Below are 19,523 nucleotides of genomic sequence, written 5' to 3' on the forward strand. Positions count from 1 at the left end.
GACCCGTGGTCAGGGTCGGACGTTCTCGACGAGGTCCCCGGATGCGAGTGCGTTCAGGCAGTCCTCGATGCTCTCGTGGGTACCGTCGTTCCACCGGGGGTAGAGTCCGGTCAACTCGCCCGCCTCGCGGAGGGCGACGGAAACCGGCGGGAACGTGACCACCCGGTCGACGCCGTCGGAACCGGGCCGCGTCTTGAAGAACGGGTCCAGCGACTCCCAGCCGACTGCCTCGACGAACTCGTCGTAGACGGCGGTGGGTGTGTCCCGGTCGGTTTCGTTCCCCGTTGGCTGCTTGGACACCGTCTCGACTCGGCGGTCGGTCACCACGCCTGCCTGCTCCAGCAGTTCGAACCCCTCGAGGGCACTCGAAACCCTGTCGGAGGCAGCGTCCGGAACGGTCTCGCGGACGTAGAGGGTCAACTCCGCCGACAGTGGCTCCCGGTCGGCTATCCTGATTATCATGGGCTCTCCGCCGGATTTTCCACCCATATCGAGTCCTCTGAGCATATCTCTACATCAGCCGACCAACGGAAAAACATTCTTCACCAAGAAGTAAAGAAATAGGTGGAAATAACGATTCAAACGTTTTCAAATACTGGTTAGAAGTTGTGGGTGGGCTCCACTCGATATTAGAAATAAACGTTCGGATTCGGAGGTGTGGATTGTGCGTCGGCGTGTACTGGAGCAATCGGAACGAACGAAAAGATACGTCGGGGCTCGAAACGGTGGGCTTCAGGCGACGTTCTCGACGCGGTCGCCCATCGCGAGGGCGGCCAGACAGTCCTCGACCGACTGGGTTGTGCTGCCATCGCGCTTCGGGTAGAGGCCCGTCAGTTCTCCCTCGTCGCGAACCGTGATGCAGATATCGGGCATGGAGACGACGCGCTCGTGGTCGTCGTCACCGGTTTCGGCCTCGAAGAACGGTTCGAGGGCGTCGGTGCCGACCGACTCGACGAACTCGTCGTAGGTGGCGACGACCTCGTTTTCGGGGCCGTCGGTCGGCGCGTCGATTTCGGTGGGCCACGTCACGACGGTGACGCCGTCGATGACCTCGGCGGCCTCCAGTCGGTCGAAGCCGTCGCGGACGGCGCGGAACCGCTCGTGGCTCTCCGACGACAGGGATTCGGCGACGTAAATAGTCACATCGCCGTCGAACGCCTCGCGTCCGGCGGCTTTGATTATCATCGGTTCGTCGTTGCTTTCGCCCCACGTGTCGAGCCCTCTGAGCATGTCTATTCGTTCCCATCACCACTCAAAAGGGTTCTGTGGAAAGCATACAAATTGTATTAGGAGTTCGTGTGAACACTGACCAAAGAGCGGCTGCAGTGAACGAACGTATCACGACTCGAGGGAACGCGTGTCGAGTGTCACGCCATCTCTTGACACGCGACGAACCACGGCCTTTAGGCCTTCGTCGCTGTATGGGCGGGTATGCCCAAGCAGGTCAGCGACCCTGACTATCACTCGGAGAACCACACCGCCGCCCAGACCTGCGGGTGGACGGCAAACGCCTTGCGGGGAGAGGGCCGCTGTTACAAGAACCATTTCTACGGCATCCAGAGCCACCGCTGTATCCAGATGACGCCGGTCGTCAAGTGCAACGAGCGCTGTGTGTTCTGTTGGCGCGACCACGCCGGCCACGCCTACGAACTCGGCGACGTGGAGTGGGACGACCCCGAGGCGGTCGTCGACGCCTCCATCGACCTCCAGCGGAAACTCCTCTCCGGCTTCGGCGGCAACGACGACGTACCCGAGAAAGTGTTCGAGGAGGCGATGGAACCGCGACACGTCGCCATCTCGCTGGACGGCGAACCGACGCTGTATCCCTACCTGCCGGAACTCATCGAAGCGTTCCACGACCGCGGTATCACGACGTTCCTCGTCTCCAACGGCACTCGCCCGGAGGTGCTCGCGGAGTGTGACCCCACACAGCTGTACGTCAGCGTCGACGCCCCTGACCGGAAGACCTTCGGCGAGGTCGTCAAGGCTGTCGAGGACGACGCGTGGGATAGCCTCATCGAGACGCTGGACGTACTCGCCGAAAAGGACGAAACCCGGACCGTCCTGCGGACGACGCTTCTGAACGGCTACAACATGTCCCACCCCGAGTGGTACGCGGGGATGTTCGACCGTGCCGACGCCGACTTCGTCGAAATGAAGGCGTTCATGCACGTCGGCAACTCCCGGGACCGACTGGACCGCGATGTGATGCCCGACCACGAGGCCGTCGTCGCCTTCACCGAAGCGGTCGGCGAGTACATGCCCGACCATCCGGTCGTCCGCGACGTACCGGCCTCCCGAGTTGCCCTCCTCGCACGCGACGAGGACACGTGGGTGCCGGAACTGAAAGGCGGCTCGGACTTTTGGACCGAGGGGACCTACGCGAAAGGGACCAGCGACTGACAGCAACTGCCACCGGCCTCGTCACGTATTTACGTCGCGGACTCCGAATTAACGCTGTAAACCGTTCTCGGCGTGCGTACCGTTCCAATTCTGTTATGCATGCCATTTCCGTTACGGTTAAGGGGCAATACTCCCTACCGGGTGGTATGTCACAGACGACCGAGCGCGTGGGACACGACGAGTTGGCGACGCTGAAACTCGTCGCCCTCGACGGCGCGCTCGAGGGTCGGGCGACGGTGACCTGTGCGGCGCTCGCCGACCGTCTCGACGCATCTAACCAGACCGCCTCCCGGCGGCTCCAGCGACTCGAAGACGCCGAGTTCATCGAACGCAACATGACCGGTGACGGCCAGCGAATCGCCGTCACCGAAGTCGGCGAGCGGGCCCTCCAGCGGGAGTACGCCGACTACCGCCGACTGTTCGAGGGCGACGCCGACGTGGACCTCTCCGGCGTCGTCACGAGCGGGATGGGCGAGGGTCGCCACTACATCTCCCTGTCGGGGTACATGGAGCAGTTCCGCGACCGACTCGGCTACGAACCGTTCGCCGGCACGCTCAACGTCGAATTGGACGACGAGAGCGTCCGCGCTCGCGCCCGCATGGACGCTTTGGACCCAGTCGGCATCGACGGCTGGGAGGACGACGACCGAACCTACGGGCCGGCCTTCTGTTGGCCGGCGACCATCGAAACCGTCGACGGCACCCGCTACGAGGACGTTCACGTCATCGCCCCCGAGCGGACCCACCACGGCACCGACCAACTGGAACTCATCGCGCCCGACCGCCTCCGCGACGAACTGGGCCTGAACGACGACGACCACGTCACTATCCATGTCTCAGAGCAGTAACACCACGCACATCCGCCGCGGCGTCGATTCGGCCATCACCGCCTTCGCCGCCGGCGAGCCAGTGCTCGTCCACGACGCCGCCGACCGGGAGGGCGAGGTTGACCTCGTCTACCCGGCCGCTGCCGTCACCCCCGAAGCCGTCGCCCGGATGCGAAACGATGCGGGCGGCCTCATCTGTGTCGCGTTGGCCGACGACGTGTGTGCGGCCTGGGACCTCCCCTTCGCACAGGAACTCATCGACCACCCGACAGCGGCCAGCCACGACCTCTCCTACGACGAGCGGTCGTCGTTCTCGCTGACGGTCAACCACCGCGACACCTTCACCGGCATCACCGACGAGGACCGCGCGCTCACCATCTCGGAACTCGGTGCGGCCGCGGGTGCGGTACGGCGTGCGACGACTGTCGCCGGAGACGGTGCCGAGGAGTCGGTCGCCGCCGATGCCGAGGGATTCGCCGAATCGTTCCGCTCACCCGGCCACGTCCACCTGCTTCGGGCCGCACCGGGCCTCCTCAAAGACCGCGAGGGCCACACCGAACTCGGCATCGCGTTGGCCGACGCCGCCGGCGTCGAACCCGCCGTCGTCGTCTGTGAGATGATGGACGACGAATCCGGCGGGGCGCTGTCGCCGGCGGCCGCCCGTGCCTACGCCGACCGCAACGGCTTCGCCTACGTCGAGGGGGCCGAACTGCTGGCCCGACTCGGCTGACGAGCGATGTCGGCGGCGTGACACACGCTGTCAGTAATCGTCAACACTCATTACGGGGGGCGCCCACAGACGGAGTATGTCTTTCGAGGAGATGGACGTCGACACCATCTGGCAGAACGGGGAGTTCGTCGACTGGGACGACGCACAGACACACATTCTGACCCACTCGCTGCACTACGGGACCGCTGTGTTCGAGGGTGCGCGGTGTTACGACACCGCTGATGGCCCGGCGCTGTTCCGCTGGGAGGAACACCTCGACCGCCTGTTCGACTCGGCGAAGGTGCTCGACCACGACATCGACCACACGCGCGAAGAGATTACCGAGGCGACGCTGGAACTCATCCGCCGACAGGACCTCCAGTCCTGTTACATCCGGCCGCTGGTGTACTACGGCTACAACTCCTTGGGCGTCTCGCCGAAGGACTGCCCGACTGAGACGATGGTCGCCTGCTGGCCGTGGGGTGCGTATCTCGGCGAGGACGCCATCGAGAACGGCGTCGACGTGATGGTTTCCTCGTGGCGGAAACACGCCTCCAGTCAGATTCCGACGAACGTGAAGGCGACGGGGCCGTACGTCAACTCCATGCTGGCCGGCGAGGAGGCCCGCCGCAACGGCTACGTCGAGGCCATCGTCCTCAACAAGGAAGGCAAGGTCGCGGAGGGCCCCGGCGAGAACATCTTCATGGTCAACGACGGCGAGATTTACACGACCGGTCTCTCGGAGTCCATTCTCGACGGCATCACTCGCGAGACGGCCATCCAACTGGCCGAGGACCTCGGCTACACCGTCCACGACGAGGCGTCCATTGCCCGCGGACAGCTCTACACCGCCGACGAGCTGTTCTTCACCGGCACCGCCGCCGAGGTGACGCCCATCCGGAGCGTCGACGACAAGGAAATCGGCAACGGCTCTCGTGGCCCGATTACCGAGGAGATTCAACAGCGGTTCTTCGACCTCGTCAACGGCGAACTCGACGGCTACGACGAGTGGTTCCACTACGTCTGAACTCGACCGATGGGTCCCATCAACGAAGCCGACCTGGAGTGGTCCGAGACCGACCGCGGTGAGACGCGGTTCAAGCGCAAGCAGTTGGCCGAGGCGGCCGACGGCGAGGACATCGGCTGTAGTCTGTACGAACTCCCGGCCGGTCACCGCTCGTGGCCGTATCACTACCACACCGGCAACGAGGAGGCGCTGTACGTGCTGTCCGGCACCGGCCGCCTCCGACTCGACGGCGAAAGCTACGAGTTGCAGGCGGGCGACTACGTCGCGTTTCCGGCCAACGAGTCCGGCGGCCACCGCGTCGTCAACGACTCCGAGGGGCCGCTTCGATACCTCGCGGTCTCGACGATGAACGAACCGGACGTGACAGTCTACCCGGACTCGGGGAAAATCGGCGTCTTCGCCGGGTCGCCGCCCGGCGGCCGCGAGGAGCGGTCGGTCCACGGCTACTACAACCGCGATGACGACGTCGACTACTGGGACGGCGAGTAGCCCGGCATCGAAGGCGGTATGTAAACGCCACCTCTTTGCCCGTGTATGTCGCTGTGTGTGACGTTCCTCGGAACCGGCGGGGCCGTGCCGACGACCCAACGGAACACGAGTTCGGTGTTCTGTCGTCGGGAGGGCGAGCGGTTCCTCTTCGACTGCGGAGAGGGTACCCAGCGACAGATGATGCGGTTCGGAACCGGTTTCGGCGTCTCGCACATCTTCGTCTCCCATCTTCATGCCGACCACACCCTCGGGATTCCGGGGCTGTTGCAGACGATGGACTTCAACGAGCGGACCGAACCGCTTGCGATTCACGTCCCCTCGGGACAACAGCGCCGCATCGAGCGGTTGGTCGGCGCAACGGGAACCGAACTCTCGTTTCCGATTCGCATCCACGGCGTCGACGACGGCGACGTGGCACTCGAGGCCGACGACTACGAAATCCGAGCGTTTGCGACCGACCACGACACGCCGTCGGTCGGCTACGCCCTCGTCGAGGACGACCGCAAGGGCCGATTCGACCGCGAGCGCGCCGAGGAGTTGGGCGTCCCCGTCGGCCCGAAGTTCCAGCGACTCCACGCCGGCGAGGACGTGGAACTGGACGACGGAACGGTCGTTCGCTCCGAGGAAGTCGTCGGCGACCCCCGGCCCGGTCGCACGCTCGTCTACACCGGCGACACGCGGCCGAGCGACCGGACGGCCGAGGTGGCCGCCGACGCCGACCTGTTGATACACGATGCGACCTTCGCCGCCGACAACGCCGAGCGCGCCGGGCGGACCGCCCACTCGACGGCCGCCCGCGCCGCAGAAATCGCCGCGGAGGCGGGAGCGAAACGGCTCGCGTTGGTCCACGTCTCCTCGCGGTACGCGGGCAACGTCTCACCCATCGAGCGAGAGGCCCGAGAGGTGTTCGGCGGCGAGGCGTTCGTTCCCGGCGACGGCGACGAACTCGACGTGCCGTATCCGAACGCGGAGTAGACGCCGTTACTCGTCGGCCTCGCGGCGGCGGAACATCCCGTCGGCCTTCCACTCGATGACGGCTTCGCCGTCGTCGTTGTAGCCGGTCAACTTCGAGCGGACGTGGCCCATCCCGGGGCGGCTCTCGGAGACTCGTTTTTCGAGGATTTCCACGTCGACGCACAGCGTGTCGCCCGGGTACACCGGCTGCTTCCACTGGAGGTCGTCGATGCCGCGGGCGCCCATCGACGTTTCGGCGTCGAGGAAGCCATCGACGAGCAGCCGCATGCATATCGAGGCGGTGTGCCACCCTGAAGCGGCCAGCGAGCCGAAGATTGAGTCTTTCGCCGCCTCCTTGTCGGTGTGGAACGGCTGGGGATCGTACTTCTCGGCGAACTCCAGTACCTCGTCTTCGGTGACTTCGTAGGTGCCGTCGAGTTCGTACGTCGCTCCGACTTCGATGTCCTCGAAATACCGTGGCATTACCGGAGCGTCGGTTCGGGGGGACAAAAAGCCGTACCCCGTGGCGACGTGGCGGCGTTTCCTTGACTCCGGCACGGAGTTTATACTCGCTGCACCCCTACACGCGGCCGTGAGCACGCGAACGAGTGCCCTCGACTCCCTCATCTTCGGCGTCGACATCCAGAGTGGCGACGTTCGAGGTGATGCCCCCTCGTATGCGGTGGTCGCCTTCGACGGCGAGTCCATCGAGCGCGACGTGGTGTCGGGCCGAAAGCTCCGGCGGCGAATCCAATCCGAAGAGCCGGCCATCGTCGCCACCGACAACACCTACGAACTCGCCGAGGACAAGGGTGCACTCGTACACTTCCTCCGAGAGTTGCCTTCGGAGACGAAACTGGTGCAGGTGACCGGCGATGAACGACCCGAACCGCTCTCCCGCGTCGCTGCCAGACACGGCGTCCCCTACGCGAAGCCGCCGATGAAGGAGGCCGAAGCGGCGGCGCGACTCGCCGCCCGCAACGTCGGCTACGAGGTGTCGGCGTTCACCGACACGACGACGGTGAAGGTCGCCCGTGGGCGCTCGACGGGCGGCGGAGGTGGTTGGAGCGAGGACCGCTTCACCCGCCGCATCCACGGGTCGGTGAAAACCGCCACCCGAGAGGTCGAATCGAAACTCGAAGACGCCGCCCTCGAGTTCGAAAAGGAGGTCACAGAGAAGTACGGCGGCTACTCCCAGGCGCTGTTCGAAGTCGAGGCGACGCCCGCCGAGATTCCCGTTTCGTCGCGGCGTTCCGGCGATACCCGCATCGAAATCGAACGCGAGCGCCGCGACGGCATCGAGTATCGCCCGCTCGCAAAGCGACGGGATTTCGTCGTCGTCGGCATCGACCCCGGGACGACGACCGCGGTTGCGCTTTTGGACCTCGACGGGATGGTACTCGACGTGTGGTCGACCCGGACCGCCGACACCGCCGAGGTCATCGAGTGGATTATCGAACACGGCCGACCGGTTATCGTCGCCGCCGACGTCGAACCGATGCCCGAGACCGTCGAGAAGATACGCCGCAGTTTCGACGCCGCGGGCTGGATTCCCGGGACCGATCTGCCGGTCGACCGCAAACTCCACCGCACCCGTGAGGAGAGCTACGACAACGACCACGAACGGGACGCGATGGCGGCGGCGCTGTTCGCCTTCGACGCCCACGAAGACCAGTTCGACCGCATCGCCGAAAAGACGCCTGCCGGGTTCGACCGCGGGGAGGTGACCGCCCGCGTCGTCGCCGGCGAGGAGAGCGTCGAAGCCGTCCTCGATGACCTCTCCGAGGACGAGGAGTCCGACGAGGAGTCGACCGAACACGACCCACGAGAACTGACCGCCGAGGAGAAGGAAATCAAGCGACTGGAGGCTCGCATCGAGCGCCTCGAAGGTCACGTCGAGGACCTGAAAGACACCATCCAACAGAAGGACAGTCGAGTATCGGAACTGGAAGAGGAACTCTCCGAGGCACGCCGCGAGGAACGTCGGGAGGCCCGCGAGCGCCGCGAAGTGACGCGGCTGGAGCGGGAGAACGAACGGCTGAAGCGCGAACTCGCCGAGGCCGAACAGGCAAACGAGGAACTCGACGGCAAACTCGAACGGCTCAAGGAACTGTGGAAACTCGACCACTCGAACTTCGCGGACGTGGCCGCCGAAAAACAGGGACTGGTCCCGGTCAAGCCCGTCGAGCAGTTCACGAAGGATGCAATCGGGGCCGCCGAGGAGAGCTACGGCCTCGCCCCCGACGACGTGGTGTATCTCCGGGATGCAAGCGGCGCCGGTCGGGCGACCGCCGAGCGACTGGCCGACCGCGATCCCCGGGTCGTCCTCCGTGATGGCCGGCTCTCGGAGCAGGCCGACGAGGTGCTGTTCGACCACGGGATTCCCGTCGGGCCGGCCGACGACGTGACGATTCAGGAAATCGACGAACTCGCCGTCGCCCGCGAGAGCGAAGTCGAGTCGGTTATCGACGACTGGGAGGACCGCGCCGAACAGCGTCGCCGCGAGAAGAAATCCGCGAAACTCGACGAGGTCATCAGCGAACACCGCGCGCGTGACCCTGCTGCCGACGGCTGACGGGGATTTTTATCGGTGGCGGATGCAGTTCCGATGATGTTCCCGCTTCAGTTCGGCCTTCCAGGCGGTCCGGAACTGCTGATATTCGGGTTGCTGTACCTCATCATCCCGTTCGTATCGGCGTATTGGGTGTTCAACGATGCCGAGAGCCGCGGCAACGACAACGCGGCGCTGTGGGCGCTGGCCGTCGGCGGCCTGTTTTTCCTGACGTTCTTCGGTGGGTTCCTCGCGTTGGCCGTCTACGTCTGGCAGCGCGATTAGAGGTCGTCGTAGCTCATCCCCATCGATTCGAGGAACGTACCGAGGAGGCCGTGACCGAGGAGAGCGCCACCTGCCATAACGACTGTCGCCGCGAAGGCTGCTCTGCGGTTCTCGCGGCCGAGTAGCACCATCCCTACGACGACGAGTACGGCCCCCGCGATGCCGGTATCTCCGAGTGCGTCCGTCAGTTCTTGGGTACTCATACCAGTGGGTGTACACGGGTGGTACGTAAAGAGCCGGATTTCCCGACGGCGTGGTCACGACGGCACGACGAGCGCCAGCAGATAGAGGTTCCACCCCGTCACGGAGACGCCCAGAAGCGCCAGTCCGAGGGCACCCCGACGCGGTAGGGCCGCTGGACGACTCGCCAACAGAGAAAGCAGCCACCGAACATGAGGGCCTTCGACGCGACCATCCCCCCGAACCCGTACCGTTCGACGAACACCGAGGTGACTGGGCCGAGTTCGAACAGTCCCCCGATACCGAGACCGACGCTCGTCGTCACCACGTCGCCGACGCCGAAAAAGAGGACGGCGAGCGCCCACAGGGTCGGGTGACTCACGTCGGGACGTCCGACGGCCGGCGGAACCGAATGCGGGGGCATGGTCCCCAAAGACGGCTGCGGTGGAGTTGGTAACCCGCTCCCTACGACCGGCGACCGAGCAGTAGTCGTATCTTAGAATCTCCGACTCGTCGTAAGCACACTCAAAAAACGGAACGGCGGGTTCGTTTAGAACTCGTTGCAGACGGGGATGCCGACGGTATCGAAGTCGCCCATTGAGGCGATGGTGTCGGGGACTTCCTCCAGCGAGATGGTCTTCGAGACGATTTTGCCGGGGTCGATTTTGCCCTGCTCCATCATCGAGAAGATTTCCTCGTACTCGTGGGGCGGCATGCCGAAGGAACCGATGAACTCCCGTTCGTCCATCACGATGCTGTCGACGGGGAGGGAGACCTCGCCTTCCTCCTCGCTGGTCGTGAGACCAATTTGGAGGTTCTGCCCGCCTTTCGCCAGCGAGTTCACGGAGTTACGGCAGGTCTCTGCGATGCCGAGGGCGTCGACGCTGACGTCGGCGCCGAGTTCCTCGGCTTTCAGCAGTTTGTCCTCCGAGAGGTCGACGGCGATGACGTTCGCACCGAGGGCGTCGGCGATGTGGACCGCGGAGAGGCCGACGCCGCCACAGCCGTGGACGGCGACCCAGTCGCCGGCCGTCACGTCGACGCGGTGGACGAGTCCGTGGAACGCCGTCGCGAACCGACAGCCGAGGCCGGCGACCTCGACGGGGTCGACGCCGTCGGGGAGTTTGATGACGTTGTGGTCGGCGTTCCGAACCGGGAACTCCTCGGCGAAGGCCCCCGGCTGGAAGGAGACGAATCCGAGCGGGATGACCCGTTCGCAGATGTTCGCCCGACCCTGCTTGCAGAACCGGCAGGTGCCGTCAGAGAGGTTGAACGGGACGCACACCCGGTCGCCCTCGCTGAAGTTCTCGACGTCTTCGCCGACGTCCTTGACGATACCGACGGGTTCGTGCCCGAAAATAAGGCCCGGCGTCGGCATGACGCCGACCCAGTCCCAGTCGCCCTGCCAGGCGTGCCAGTCGGACCGGCAGACGCCGCAGGCCTCCGTCTCCACGACGATGCCGTCCGGGTCGGGTTCCGGTCGGTCGACCTCCTCTACCTCCATCGGCTCCTGTGGTTCCTGAAAGACCACGGCACGCATCGACTCCGCCTCCTGCTCCGCGTCTGCGGATTTGCTCATGACGCGCGAACACTACCCCTCCACCGATTTAATCCTTGCCACCGTATATTAACGGGCCACGATTGGGAGGGCGCGGTGTTATGTGGGGAACGGTGACGGTGTCGATAATGTGGCAATAGTTGCCGAAAACGGACGATTTCGTGGTTCGGTAGCGGTTGGCGCGCGGACCGAGCGGGAAAGCGCTTCGCTTGAAAGAATTAAAGGGCTCCCTATCCAACCGACGGGTATGAGCGACAACGAGGGACGCAAGAACCTCAGGATGCCCGACGACGACGAGGTGTTCGCCGTCGTCACGAACATGCTCGGTGCCAACCGAGTGAAGGTCCGCTGTATGGACGGCACGGAGCGAACTGCACGCATCCCCGGCCGGATGCAGAAGCGCATCTGGATTCGCGAAGACGACGTGGTGTTGGTCGAACCGTGGGACTGGCAGGACGAGAAGGCCGACGTGGTGTGGCGCTACGAGAAACAGGACGCAGACCAGTTGCGCGAGGAAGGCCACATCACCGACAGCGTCTGACTGCGCTCCCGTCGCCGAGGGAACTTTTGTCGCCGGCGTCCGTTCGGTCGGTATGTCCGAATTAAACGTCCTCGGCGAACCGCTCGAACCGTGTAGCACCGACCCCGAGACGGGGTTCCAGCGGGACGGTCGCTGTTCGTGTCACGATACGGATATGGGCCGGCACGAACTGTGTGCCGTCATGACCGACGCGTTTCTTGAATTCAGCCGCGAACAGGGCAACGACCTCGTGACGCCGCGGCCGGAACTCGACTTTCCGGGCCTCTCGCCGGGGGACCGCTGGTGTGTCTGTGTGCCTCGCTGGGTCGAGACGCTAGAGGCGGTTCGAACCCAACACATCCCCGAGACGACGGTGCCGCCGGTCGTTCTGGAAGCGACGAACGAGGCGGTGTTGGACACGGTGCCGATGGAGACGCTTGAAGCCCACGCCTACGACTGACCCGGGGATGGGAGGTTACTCCTCGTCGCCATCCGGCTCCGGTTCGGCCTCGGTGACGTACTCCAGTAAGTCGTCATCGGTGACCTCCAGCCCCTGCCGGCGGAAGAACGCGGCGACGTTGTGACAGTCCCGTTCGAGGAACTCTTGGGCGTTGGGGTGGTGGACGGTGACGGCTTGGCCCAGATCCAGCAGACACAACTCGCCGTCGTGGACGACGATGTTGTACTCCGAGAGGTCGCCGTGGACGAGACCCGCACGATACAGCCGTCGGGTGTATTCCCGGACGACCTCGTAGGCCGTCTCGGGGTTCTCGACGTGGACCTCGTTGAGGCGCTTGGCGCGGTCGTCCTCTCCGCCGAGATACTCCATCACGAGGACGTTCCGCTCGACGGCCAGCGGTTCGGGCACGCGGACGCCAGCCGCGCGTGCACGGGAGAGATTCGCAAACTCCTTTTTCGTCCAGGCGACGACGACTTTCTTCTTGTCCGAGCCGATGCCCTCGAAGCGGGGGTCGCCGTCGAGGTAGTCCCGCATCTGCCGGAAGTCGGAGGCGTTGATGCGGTAGACCTTCACCGCCACCTCGCCGTCCGGTGCGAGGGCGGTGTAGACGTTGGCCTCCTTGCCGGTCGAGATTGGGCCGCCGAAGGCGTCGATGTAGCCGTCCTGAACCAGTTTGTACAGCGCACCGAGCGTGGCGTCGTCGAACACCGACGCCTCGACTTTGAACTGTTCCGTGTTCTTGATTCGCTTGCGGAACTCGAGGAACTCACGGTCCTGCTTTCTGGCGATGCGGTCGGCTTCCGTGTCCGACACGTCGAGTTCTTCCCACTCGTCGCCGAGCCCCTCGGACTCTTCGGGCTCTAACAGGCCGTACTCCTCTGTCATTCGTCTCGGGGTACGCCGCCCCGACGGAAAGCGTCACCGGTCGTCGCGGTCGTGGGTTCGGTGGGCGACGAACCCTCGGTCCCCGGTGGCTTCTTTTCGGCGTGTGCCGAACGGTCGTCCATGTACGTCGGCATCATCTCCGATACCCACGACAACGTCCCGGCGGCCGACGCCGCGATGGACGCCTTCGTCGAGCGGGGCGTCGAGACCGTGATTCACTGCGGGGACTTCGTCGCCCCGCCGCTGATTCCGCATCTCGACCGTGCGGGAATCGAGGTACACGCCGTCCGCGGCAACAACGACGGCGAACGCGAGGGTCTCGTCGACGCCTTCGAGAACCTCGACGGCGGCACGTTGCACGGCCGCTTCGCGGAACTGTCCTTCGACGGCCGGGCGTTCGCGGTCCTCCACGGCGAACAGCGGCCGGTCATCGACGCTTTGGCGTCCTCGGAGGAGTACGACTACGTCTGTCACGGCCACTGGCACGTTCGCGAAGAGCGCACCGTCGGCGAGACGACGGTCATCAACCCCGGCGCACAGTTCCCGACGGTCCCCGACGAACACCGCACGGTGGCCGTCGTCGACACCGAAGACGACACAGTCGAGTTCCTCGACGTGACGGAGTCGATATGAGCGTCGAGATACGCGAGGCGACGGCCGACGACGTGGCGGCCATCCGCGATGTCGCGAGGGACTCGTGGTATGCGGCCTACGGCGGCGTCCTCGACCCCTCGACGGTCGAGGGCGCACTCGGGGAGTACTACGCACCCGACCTCATCGAGGCGGGCGTCGACCACGACGACATCGCTTTCTTCGTCGCCGAAAGCGAAGACGGCGTGGTCGGCTTCGCCAGCGCCGAACAGACGTGGGCCGACGAGGTAGAGTTACACACCATCTACGTCCACCCCGACCGCTGGGGGGAGGGCGTCGGGGCAGCGCTGCTCGACCGCGTCCAGCGGTGGGCGACCGAGCAGGGCGTCGACCGCATCGCGTGTTCGGTGCTCGCCGACAACGCCATCGGTATCGGGTTCTTTGAGGCCTCGGGGTTCCGCCGCGGCGCCGCAGCGAAGGGCGAAATCGCCGGCGAACTCCACGACGAATACGAGTTCGAACTCGACCTCTGAGCGGCGGGGGTTACTCTTCGACCCGTTGTCGGACCGATTTTGCCAGTTCGGTAGCCTCCTGTGGCGTCTTCGCTTCGGCGTACACTCGGACGTACGGTTCGGTTCCGCTCGGTCGGACGAGCGCCCACGATTCCTCGAAGTCAACGCGGTAGCCGTCCAGCGTGGTGTGTTCGCCGTCGGCACTCGCCGCCCACGCCTCTGCCCGCTCCATGATGGCCTCCCGATTGCTCTCGCCGTCGTAGGGAACGTTCTCCCGCTCGAAACTGTACCCCCGGTGCGGTTCGAGGAGGTCACTCGCCGAGCGGTCGGCGAGTAACTCGAGGAACCGGGCCGCCACGTGGCCGCCGTCGCGGCCCAACCGGTGGGCTGGGTACACGATACCGCCGTTGCCCTCGCCGGCTATCGGCACCGAGACGCCGGCCTCGCGGAGTTCGCGTGTCCGACTGAGGACGTAGGTGTTCCCGATGGGTGTGTATTCGACGGTGCCACCTGCGGCCTCGGCGACATCGCGGAGTCGCAACGACGCGTTACACGTGGTCACGACCGTCTCGCCGTCGTCCAGTTCCGCGGCGGCGAGTGCCGCAAACGCCGCGTTACCGTCGACAAACGCGCCGGACTCGTCGACGAACACCACGCGGTCGGCGTCGCCGTCGTGGGCGATACCGAGGTCGGCGTCGGAGGTCGCGACGAACGACAGCAACTCCGACAGTTCGGCTTCGACCGGTTCGGGGTCGCGGCTGGGAAAGGCCCCGTCGGGGTTGGCGTTGAGCGTCTTTACCTGACAGCCGAGACGCCGGAACAGCGCCGGCGAGGTGAGCGAGCCAGCGCCGTTTCCGGGGTCAACGACGACGGTTGGTGCGGCCTCGCGTATCGCCTCTCTGTCGACCGATTCGACGACGCTTTCGACGTACTCGTCGTTGGCTCCCTCCACGGTCCGCGATTGGCCCGTTGACTCCGGAGGCGCCGTCAGGGCACCCTCCTCGGCCAACGACGCGACTGCATCGACAGCTGTCGGTTCGAGAACAGAGCCATCACGACCGACCAGTTTCACGCCGTTGTGGTCGGGTGGGTTGTGTGAGGCCGTAATCTGAAGCCCCGGTATCGACCGCGTTTCGACGTATCGCTGTAACGCTGGCGTGGGGACGACGCCGAGGCGGTCGACCTCCGTGCCAGCGTTTTCGACACCGGCGGTCGCGACGTGGTCGAACATCTCCCCGGTCGTTCGGGTGTCGCGGCCGACGGCGACGCGGTCGGCCTCCCAATAAACCGTTGCAGCGCGTGCGAGTTCGAAGACGCGTTCGGCCGTGACCGTCACGTTGGCCCCCCCTCTGATACCCATTCGTCCGAAACTCATCGACGGCGCTACGCGGAGCACCCACTTGGGTGTCCGGTTCGGTCGGTCAGGCGTTCTCGTCGAGCCACGTCTGCATGGCCTCGTAATCCCCCGACTGGTCGCTGACGACGCGGTGAACGTCGTCGTCGGTGATGCCCGCGAGCGTCGCGTCGATGGCTTCCCGACAGGCGCGTACGCCGCCACCGACCGACGAGAGCAGGTCGTCGCTCGGATACGAGTAGATGGCCGACCCGACGACGAACAGCTGCTCCGTGTCGTAGTCGGGTTCGTCGACACTCCCCGTCCCGATTTGCATGTTCCGGTGGATGTTTTCGGGGCTGACCTGGTGGGAGACGACGGGGAGCGTCCGCTTGAACTCGCTTCCCAACCGCCGTCGATTGCCGCGAAGGACGCTCTTGCAGGTGTAGATGTGGCTCCGCGAGCGGGAGTGGTCGCCGGCGACGTTGCCGGTGTGGGCGGAGTCGGCGCCGCTGAGTCGGAAGAGTTTCTCGAGGACGTCCAGCGCGATGCCGTGATTCGTCTGTGTGTAGACGCCGTGGCCGGCCCAGTGTGCGTGAATCGGGTACTGGAACTCGTCGTCGTCGGCGATTCGTTCCATGTGGTCGAACCCCGAGGAAACCGGTGACTGCATCAGGACTATCGACTCCTTCACGTCCGAGAGGTCGATTTCGGGGTCCGGACCGCTCGTAAGGCGTCGAAACCGACGGGTTTCGCCAGTGACGTTGAGGACGTACAGCGGGCGCCGTCCGGTTTCGGATTCGATTTCGCGGAGCGCGGAGACGATGGCTCGGATGCGGTCCGCCAGCGGACAGTACGCCGGCGAGACGAACTTGATGTCCTCTTTGACGACGTCGACGCCGTTGATGCCCGCGGTCACGGCGATGTCGTGCATCCGTTCGGGCGTCAGTCCGGCTGGTTTGAGGATGAGCCCGAGCATCGGGCGGTCGTCGACGCCGGCACGCTCTCTGAGGGTTTCGATGCCGTACTGAGGTCCGGGGAACCGCTTTACGAACTCCGGCGGGAAATCGATGCCAGTAATCTTTATTTCGGAGACGTAGCCGGCGTCGAAGAGGTCTCCCCCGATGTAGTTGAGGAGCTGTGACGTACTCGCGGTGATGTTTTCGGCCGGGAAGGCCACCTCGACGGTCCGGTCGCCGTATCTCGTGACGCTCGCCTCGTAGTCGCCGTCGACTTTGTCGCCGAATCCCCAGCGGTAGTTGCCGAGCGACTGTGATTTCGCGATTTTCTCGCCGATTCGGTGAATGTTCGCGTCGTCGTCCCCGATACGGTATTCGACCAGTATGTCGCTCATAGGCGCTCGACCACCTCGTCGATGCGCGCTTCGAGCGACTGAATCTCGTTGCGGAAGTTCCCGACGCGGCTTCGGTCGATGTCGGCGCGGTCGGTCGCTATCAGTTGCTCTCTGAGGAATCGCTGCTGTGTGCTGATGCGCTCGATGTCGTCGTACACCGCGTTGAGTTCCCGCTGGAGGTCCTCGGAGAGCAGCGAGAACGTCCCGCTCGAAACCCCGGACTCGTAGCTGCCGGTCGGAAAGGCTATCGTCGGCGGTACTTCCCCCTCCCAGTTGCCGATGTTCTCGCTGATTCCCCCGAGTTCGCCGGCGATGGAGTCACGAAGCCGCTGCCGGTCGTCTCGTTCGCGCTCCGCCTGCAGGTGCCGTTCGCGCCGCGCGGAGAGTTGATGCCCCAACAGCGCCCCCATCCCGACCGCGAGGAAGTCGGCGATGTACACCGGTGATATCAGCCAGTCCACCACGATGTCCATTACCGAACACGGTAGTAAAACAGTTTCCTGCGAACTCCGTGTGATGCGACAACGTCCGAACCGGCGAACGCTTAAAAACCGCCACCTCCAATCGGAAGTATGAAACACGTCAGGATTCCGGAGGACCGCATCGGCGTTCTCATCGGCGAAGGAGGTGCGACCATGCGGGAAATCGAGTCCCGCGCCGAGGTCCGTCTGGACATCGACTCCGAGACGGGGTCGGTGAAAGTCGAGACCGTCGGCGACCCGATACTCGGTCTGAAGGGGCCGGACATCGTCAAGGCCATCGGCCGCGGATTCGCCCCCGAGGACGCTATGCGCCTGCTGGACGACGACATGCAGTTGTTCGAACTCATCGACATCGAGGCCGCCACCCGGAACAAGAAAGACCTCCGCCGGAAGAAGGGACGACTCATCGGCGAGGGCGGTCGGACCCGAGAACTCATGGCCGAACTCTCCGGCGCCGACGTGGTCATCTACGGGTCGACGCTGGGCATCATCGGTAAACCCCAGCAGGTCGACGCCGTCCGCAGCGCCGCCGAGATGATTCTCGACGGCGCGCCTCACGGTGCCGTCTACTCCTTCCTCGAACGGCGCCACAACGAGATGAAGTCCAACGACATCGAGTACCACCAGTTCACGGGCTGAGACGGCCCCCTCGATTTACTCCGAGCGAATCATATCCACGGCTTTCTCCGCTATCATCATCGTGGGTGCGTTGGTGTTGCCGCCGACGAGCGTCGGCATCACCGAGGCGTCGACGACCCGAAGCCCCTCGACGCCGTGGACGCGGAGTTCTTCGTCGACGACCGCATCGTCGCCGTCGCCCATCTTGCACGTTCCGACGGGGTGATACACCGTGTGGGCCGTCTCACGGACGTGCTCGCGCAGTTCGGCGTCGGTGGTCGCCTCCTCGCCGGGCCAGATTTCCTCGCCGCGTACGTCGTCGAAGGGCTCTGCCTGCAGGATTTCGCGTGCCCGACGGATGCCCTCGACTAACACTTCCATGTCCCGTTCGTCGTCGAGGTAGTTCGGGTCGATGACGGGGTCGGCGAAGGGGTCGTCGGAGGCCAGCGAAATCGACCCGCGACTCTCCGGGCGGAGTTGGGTCGCACCGACCGAGAGGCCGTGGCCCTCCTCGGGGTTCTCGAAGCCGTGTTCCATGAAGTAGCCGGGCGCGAAGTGGAACTGCAAATCCGGCGCGTCGAGGTCGTCGTCGGTCCTGATGAAGCCGCCCGCTTCGCCGACGTTGGAGGTGAGATGCCCTCGCTTCAACAGGAAGTACTTCGCGAGGTCCCGGATTCGGCCGGCGTCGTCGAGCGTCCCGGGTTCGGTACACTCGTAGACGGTAAAGGCAAAGAGGTGGTCTTGGAGGTTCGCTCCGACGCCCGGCAGTTCGGCGCGGACATCGATGCCGTGGTCGGTGAGGTGTTCCGGGTCGCCGAGTCCCGACAGCATGAGCAGTTGCGGGGAGTTGATGGCACCGCCGGAGACGAGTACCTCCTCGACTGCTTCGGCCCGGAGGCGCGTGCCGTCCTGTTCGTACTCGACGCCCGAGGCGCGGTCACCGTCGAAGGCGATTTCGGTGGCGTGGGCGCCGGTCTCGACGGTGAGGTTCGGCCGGTCGAGATGCGGCGTCAGGTAGGCTTTCGCGGCGCTGTGGCGTTTGCCCTTCTTTTGGGTGAGGTGATAGAGGCCGATGCCTTCCTGTCGGGCGCCGTTGAAGTCGGCGTTCCGTGGGTGGCCGACATCGGTTGCGGCTTCGACGAACGTCCGGGAGAGGTCGTTCGGTGACCGGGGGTTCGAGACGCACAGCGGGCCGTCGGTGCCGTGGTAGTCGCCGTCGCCGGGTTCGAACGTCTCGTTGCGCTTGAAGTAGGGAAGGGCGTCCTCGTAGGCCCACCCGTCGTTGCCGCGGTCGGCCCACTCGTCGTAGTCGTTGGGATGGCCCCGGATGTAAATCATCGCGTTGATTGAACTGGACCCGCCGAGGGTCTTCCCGCGTGGCCAGTACAACTCGCGGTCGGCCAGACCGGACTGGGGTTCGGTGTAGTACTCCCAGTCCACGTCGGTTTTGAACAGTTCCGGGAACGCCGCTGGGATGTGAACCTCGCGTTTCTCGTCTGGTTCGCCGGCCTCCAGTAGGAGGACGGAAGTGTCTGGGTCCTCGCTGAGACGGGAGGCGAGGACACAGCCGGCGGAGCCGGCGCCGACGACGACGTAGTCGTAGGCCGCTGTCTTGGTTGCCATACACTGCCACACTCGTGGGCGCATCATAAACCGTCGGACAGCGGCACGCCCCGCGGAACCGCTTCGAAGTGTTATATAAAACTTCTCCGTCACCTCTTCACACACCCCGTCCGCCCCCCGTACGGGGGTTTTCCGCCTCCATTTCAGCAACTTTTATATAGA

At 64.8% G+C, this 19,523-nt stretch carries 24 protein-coding genes; 13 read left to right on the forward strand and 11 right to left on the reverse strand.

Going from position 1 to position 19,523, the window contains the following annotated elements; genetic code table 11:
• Positions 1-9 precede the first annotated feature (9 nt).
• Together NMP98_RS16225 and NMP98_RS16230 are read right to left on the reverse strand one after the other, a co-directional pair.
• Positions 10-507: an HTH domain-containing protein gene (locus tag NMP98_RS16225; protein ID WP_254858900.1), complete on the reverse strand. Its 498-nt coding sequence runs from the start codon at positions 505-507 to the stop codon at positions 10-12.
• A 225-nt stretch (positions 508-732) separates the two neighbouring features.
• Positions 733-1,230, reverse strand: a complete 498-nt coding sequence (locus NMP98_RS16230; RefSeq protein WP_254858901.1) for an HTH domain-containing protein — start codon at positions 1,228-1,230, stop codon at positions 733-735.
• Positions 1,231-1,431: 201 nt separating this feature from the next.
• On the opposite strand from NMP98_RS16230, the gene twy1 reads away from it, so the two are divergent.
• The 6 genes from twy1 (at position 1,432) to rnz (ending at position 6,430) form a co-directional block, all read left to right on the forward strand.
• Positions 1,432-2,403 carry a 4-demethylwyosine synthase TYW1 gene (gene twy1, locus NMP98_RS16235; RefSeq protein ID WP_254858902.1) on the forward strand — a complete coding sequence of 324 codons (972 nt, stop codon included), beginning with the start codon at positions 1,432-1,434 and terminating at the stop codon, positions 2,401-2,403.
• Between the two features lie 146 nt (positions 2,404-2,549).
• A complete protein-coding gene (locus NMP98_RS16240) occupies positions 2,550-3,251 on the forward strand; it encodes a DUF120 domain-containing protein (protein WP_254858903.1) in 702 nt (233 codons plus the stop codon).
• On the forward strand, positions 3,235-3,960 hold the full coding sequence (gene ribB / locus NMP98_RS16245) for a 3,4-dihydroxy-2-butanone-4-phosphate synthase (RefSeq protein WP_254858904.1): 726 nt from the start codon (positions 3,235-3,237) through the stop codon (positions 3,958-3,960). The genes NMP98_RS16240 and ribB overlap by 17 nt, the downstream gene beginning before the upstream one ends.
• Positions 3,961-4,036: 76 nt before the next feature.
• Positions 4,037-4,966, forward strand: a complete 930-nt coding sequence (locus NMP98_RS16250) for a branched-chain amino acid transaminase (RefSeq protein ID WP_254858905.1) — start codon at positions 4,037-4,039, stop codon at positions 4,964-4,966.
• A 9-nt stretch (positions 4,967-4,975) separates the two neighbouring features.
• The gene (locus NMP98_RS16255) at positions 4,976-5,455 is read left to right on the forward strand and encodes a cupin domain-containing protein (protein WP_254858906.1); all 480 of its coding nucleotides are present in this window, start codon (positions 4,976-4,978) and stop codon (positions 5,453-5,455) included.
• 45 nt (positions 5,456-5,500) lie between these two features.
• On the forward strand, positions 5,501-6,430 hold the full coding sequence (gene rnz, locus NMP98_RS16260; RefSeq protein ID WP_254858907.1) for a ribonuclease Z: 930 nt from the start codon (positions 5,501-5,503) through the stop codon (positions 6,428-6,430).
• Between the two features lie 6 nt (positions 6,431-6,436).
• On the opposite strand, the gene NMP98_RS16265 is transcribed toward rnz, so the two are convergent.
• Positions 6,437-6,892: a MaoC family dehydratase gene (locus NMP98_RS16265; RefSeq protein WP_254858908.1), complete on the reverse strand. Its 456-nt coding sequence runs from the start codon at positions 6,890-6,892 to the stop codon at positions 6,437-6,439.
• A 109-nt stretch (positions 6,893-7,001) separates the two neighbouring features.
• Between NMP98_RS16265 and NMP98_RS16270 the strand changes: the two genes are divergently transcribed.
• Positions 7,002-8,984, forward strand: coding sequence for a DUF460 domain-containing protein (locus tag NMP98_RS16270; RefSeq protein WP_254858909.1), 1,983 nt, complete (start codon positions 7,002-7,004; stop codon positions 8,982-8,984).
• A 36-nt stretch (positions 8,985-9,020) separates the two neighbouring features.
• Positions 9,021-9,245, forward strand: a complete 225-nt coding sequence (locus tag NMP98_RS16275; protein WP_254858910.1) for a hypothetical protein — start codon at positions 9,021-9,023, stop codon at positions 9,243-9,245.
• On the opposite strand, the gene NMP98_RS16280 is transcribed toward NMP98_RS16275, so the two are convergent.
• From NMP98_RS16280 to NMP98_RS16290, 3 genes are all read right to left on the reverse strand, one after another.
• A complete protein-coding gene (locus NMP98_RS16280) occupies positions 9,242-9,448 on the reverse strand; it encodes a DUF7470 family protein (RefSeq protein WP_254858911.1) in 207 nt (68 codons plus the stop codon). The genes NMP98_RS16275 and NMP98_RS16280 overlap by 4 nt on opposite strands.
• Positions 9,449-9,546: 98 nt before the next feature.
• Positions 9,547-9,807, reverse strand: a complete 261-nt coding sequence (locus tag NMP98_RS16285; protein WP_254858912.1) for a DUF5658 family protein — start codon at positions 9,805-9,807, stop codon at positions 9,547-9,549.
• 168 nt (positions 9,808-9,975) lie between these two features.
• A complete protein-coding gene (locus NMP98_RS16290; protein ID WP_254861337.1) occupies positions 9,976-10,965 on the reverse strand; it encodes a zinc-dependent alcohol dehydrogenase family protein in 990 nt (329 codons plus the stop codon).
• A gap of 265 nt (positions 10,966-11,230) precedes the next feature.
• Between NMP98_RS16290 and eif1A the strand changes: the two genes are divergently transcribed.
• A complete protein-coding gene (gene eif1A, locus NMP98_RS16295) occupies positions 11,231-11,524 on the forward strand; it encodes a translation initiation factor eIF-1A (RefSeq protein WP_178918246.1) in 294 nt (97 codons plus the stop codon).
• A 52-nt stretch (positions 11,525-11,576) separates the two neighbouring features.
• Positions 11,577-11,963 carry a DUF2237 family protein gene (locus tag NMP98_RS16300; RefSeq protein WP_254858913.1) on the forward strand — a complete coding sequence of 129 codons (387 nt, stop codon included), beginning with the start codon at positions 11,577-11,579 and terminating at the stop codon, positions 11,961-11,963.
• A 15-nt stretch (positions 11,964-11,978) separates the two neighbouring features.
• Here the strand turns inward: NMP98_RS16300 and rio1 are convergent, their stop codons facing one another.
• Positions 11,979-12,848, reverse strand: a complete 870-nt coding sequence (gene rio1 / locus NMP98_RS16305; protein WP_254858914.1) for a serine/threonine-protein kinase Rio1 — start codon at positions 12,846-12,848, stop codon at positions 11,979-11,981.
• A 120-nt stretch (positions 12,849-12,968) separates the two neighbouring features.
• Here rio1 and NMP98_RS16310 point away from each other — a divergent pair, with 120 nt between their 5' ends.
• Both NMP98_RS16310 and NMP98_RS16315 read left to right on the forward strand, forming a co-directional pair.
• Positions 12,969-13,481 (forward strand): metallophosphoesterase, encoded by a 513-nt coding sequence (locus NMP98_RS16310; RefSeq protein WP_367997275.1) that lies wholly within the window; start codon positions 12,969-12,971, stop codon positions 13,479-13,481.
• Positions 13,478-13,972, forward strand: a complete 495-nt coding sequence (locus tag NMP98_RS16315) for a GNAT family N-acetyltransferase (protein ID WP_254858916.1) — start codon at positions 13,478-13,480, stop codon at positions 13,970-13,972. Before NMP98_RS16310 ends, NMP98_RS16315 begins: the two co-directional genes overlap by 4 nt.
• 10 nt (positions 13,973-13,982) lie before the next feature.
• Here NMP98_RS16315 and glmM read toward each other — a convergent pair whose 3' ends face one another.
• From glmM to NMP98_RS16330, 3 genes are read right to left on the reverse strand one after another with little or no spacing between them, the layout of a single operon-like run.
• Positions 13,983-15,326, reverse strand: coding sequence for a phosphoglucosamine mutase (glmM, locus tag NMP98_RS16320; protein WP_254858917.1), 1,344 nt, complete (start codon positions 15,324-15,326; stop codon positions 13,983-13,985).
• Positions 15,327-15,372: 46 nt separating this feature from the next.
• A complete protein-coding gene (locus NMP98_RS16325) occupies positions 15,373-16,638 on the reverse strand; it encodes a RuBisCO large subunit C-terminal-like domain-containing protein (RefSeq protein WP_254858918.1) in 1,266 nt (421 codons plus the stop codon).
• Positions 16,635-17,111 (reverse strand): hypothetical protein, encoded by a 477-nt coding sequence (locus tag NMP98_RS16330; protein WP_197424810.1) that lies wholly within the window; start codon positions 17,109-17,111, stop codon positions 16,635-16,637. The genes NMP98_RS16325 and NMP98_RS16330 overlap by 4 nt, the downstream gene beginning before the upstream one ends.
• A gap of 99 nt (positions 17,112-17,210) precedes the next feature.
• On the opposite strand from NMP98_RS16330, the gene NMP98_RS16335 reads away from it, so the two are divergent.
• Positions 17,211-17,759, forward strand: coding sequence for a KH domain-containing protein (locus NMP98_RS16335; RefSeq protein ID WP_254858919.1), 549 nt, complete (start codon positions 17,211-17,213; stop codon positions 17,757-17,759).
• A 15-nt stretch (positions 17,760-17,774) separates the two neighbouring features.
• Here NMP98_RS16335 and NMP98_RS16340 read toward each other — a convergent pair whose 3' ends face one another.
• Complete coding sequence (locus NMP98_RS16340) at positions 17,775-19,361, reverse strand: GMC family oxidoreductase (RefSeq protein WP_254858920.1); 1,587 nt, start codon at positions 19,359-19,361, stop codon at positions 17,775-17,777.
• Between the last annotated feature and the right edge of the window lie 162 nt (positions 19,362-19,523).

The sequence above is a fragment of the Natronomonas gomsonensis genome (genome assembly GCF_024300825.1).
GTDB classification, from domain to species: Archaea; Halobacteriota; Halobacteria; order Halobacteriales; family Haloarculaceae; genus Natronomonas; species Natronomonas gomsonensis.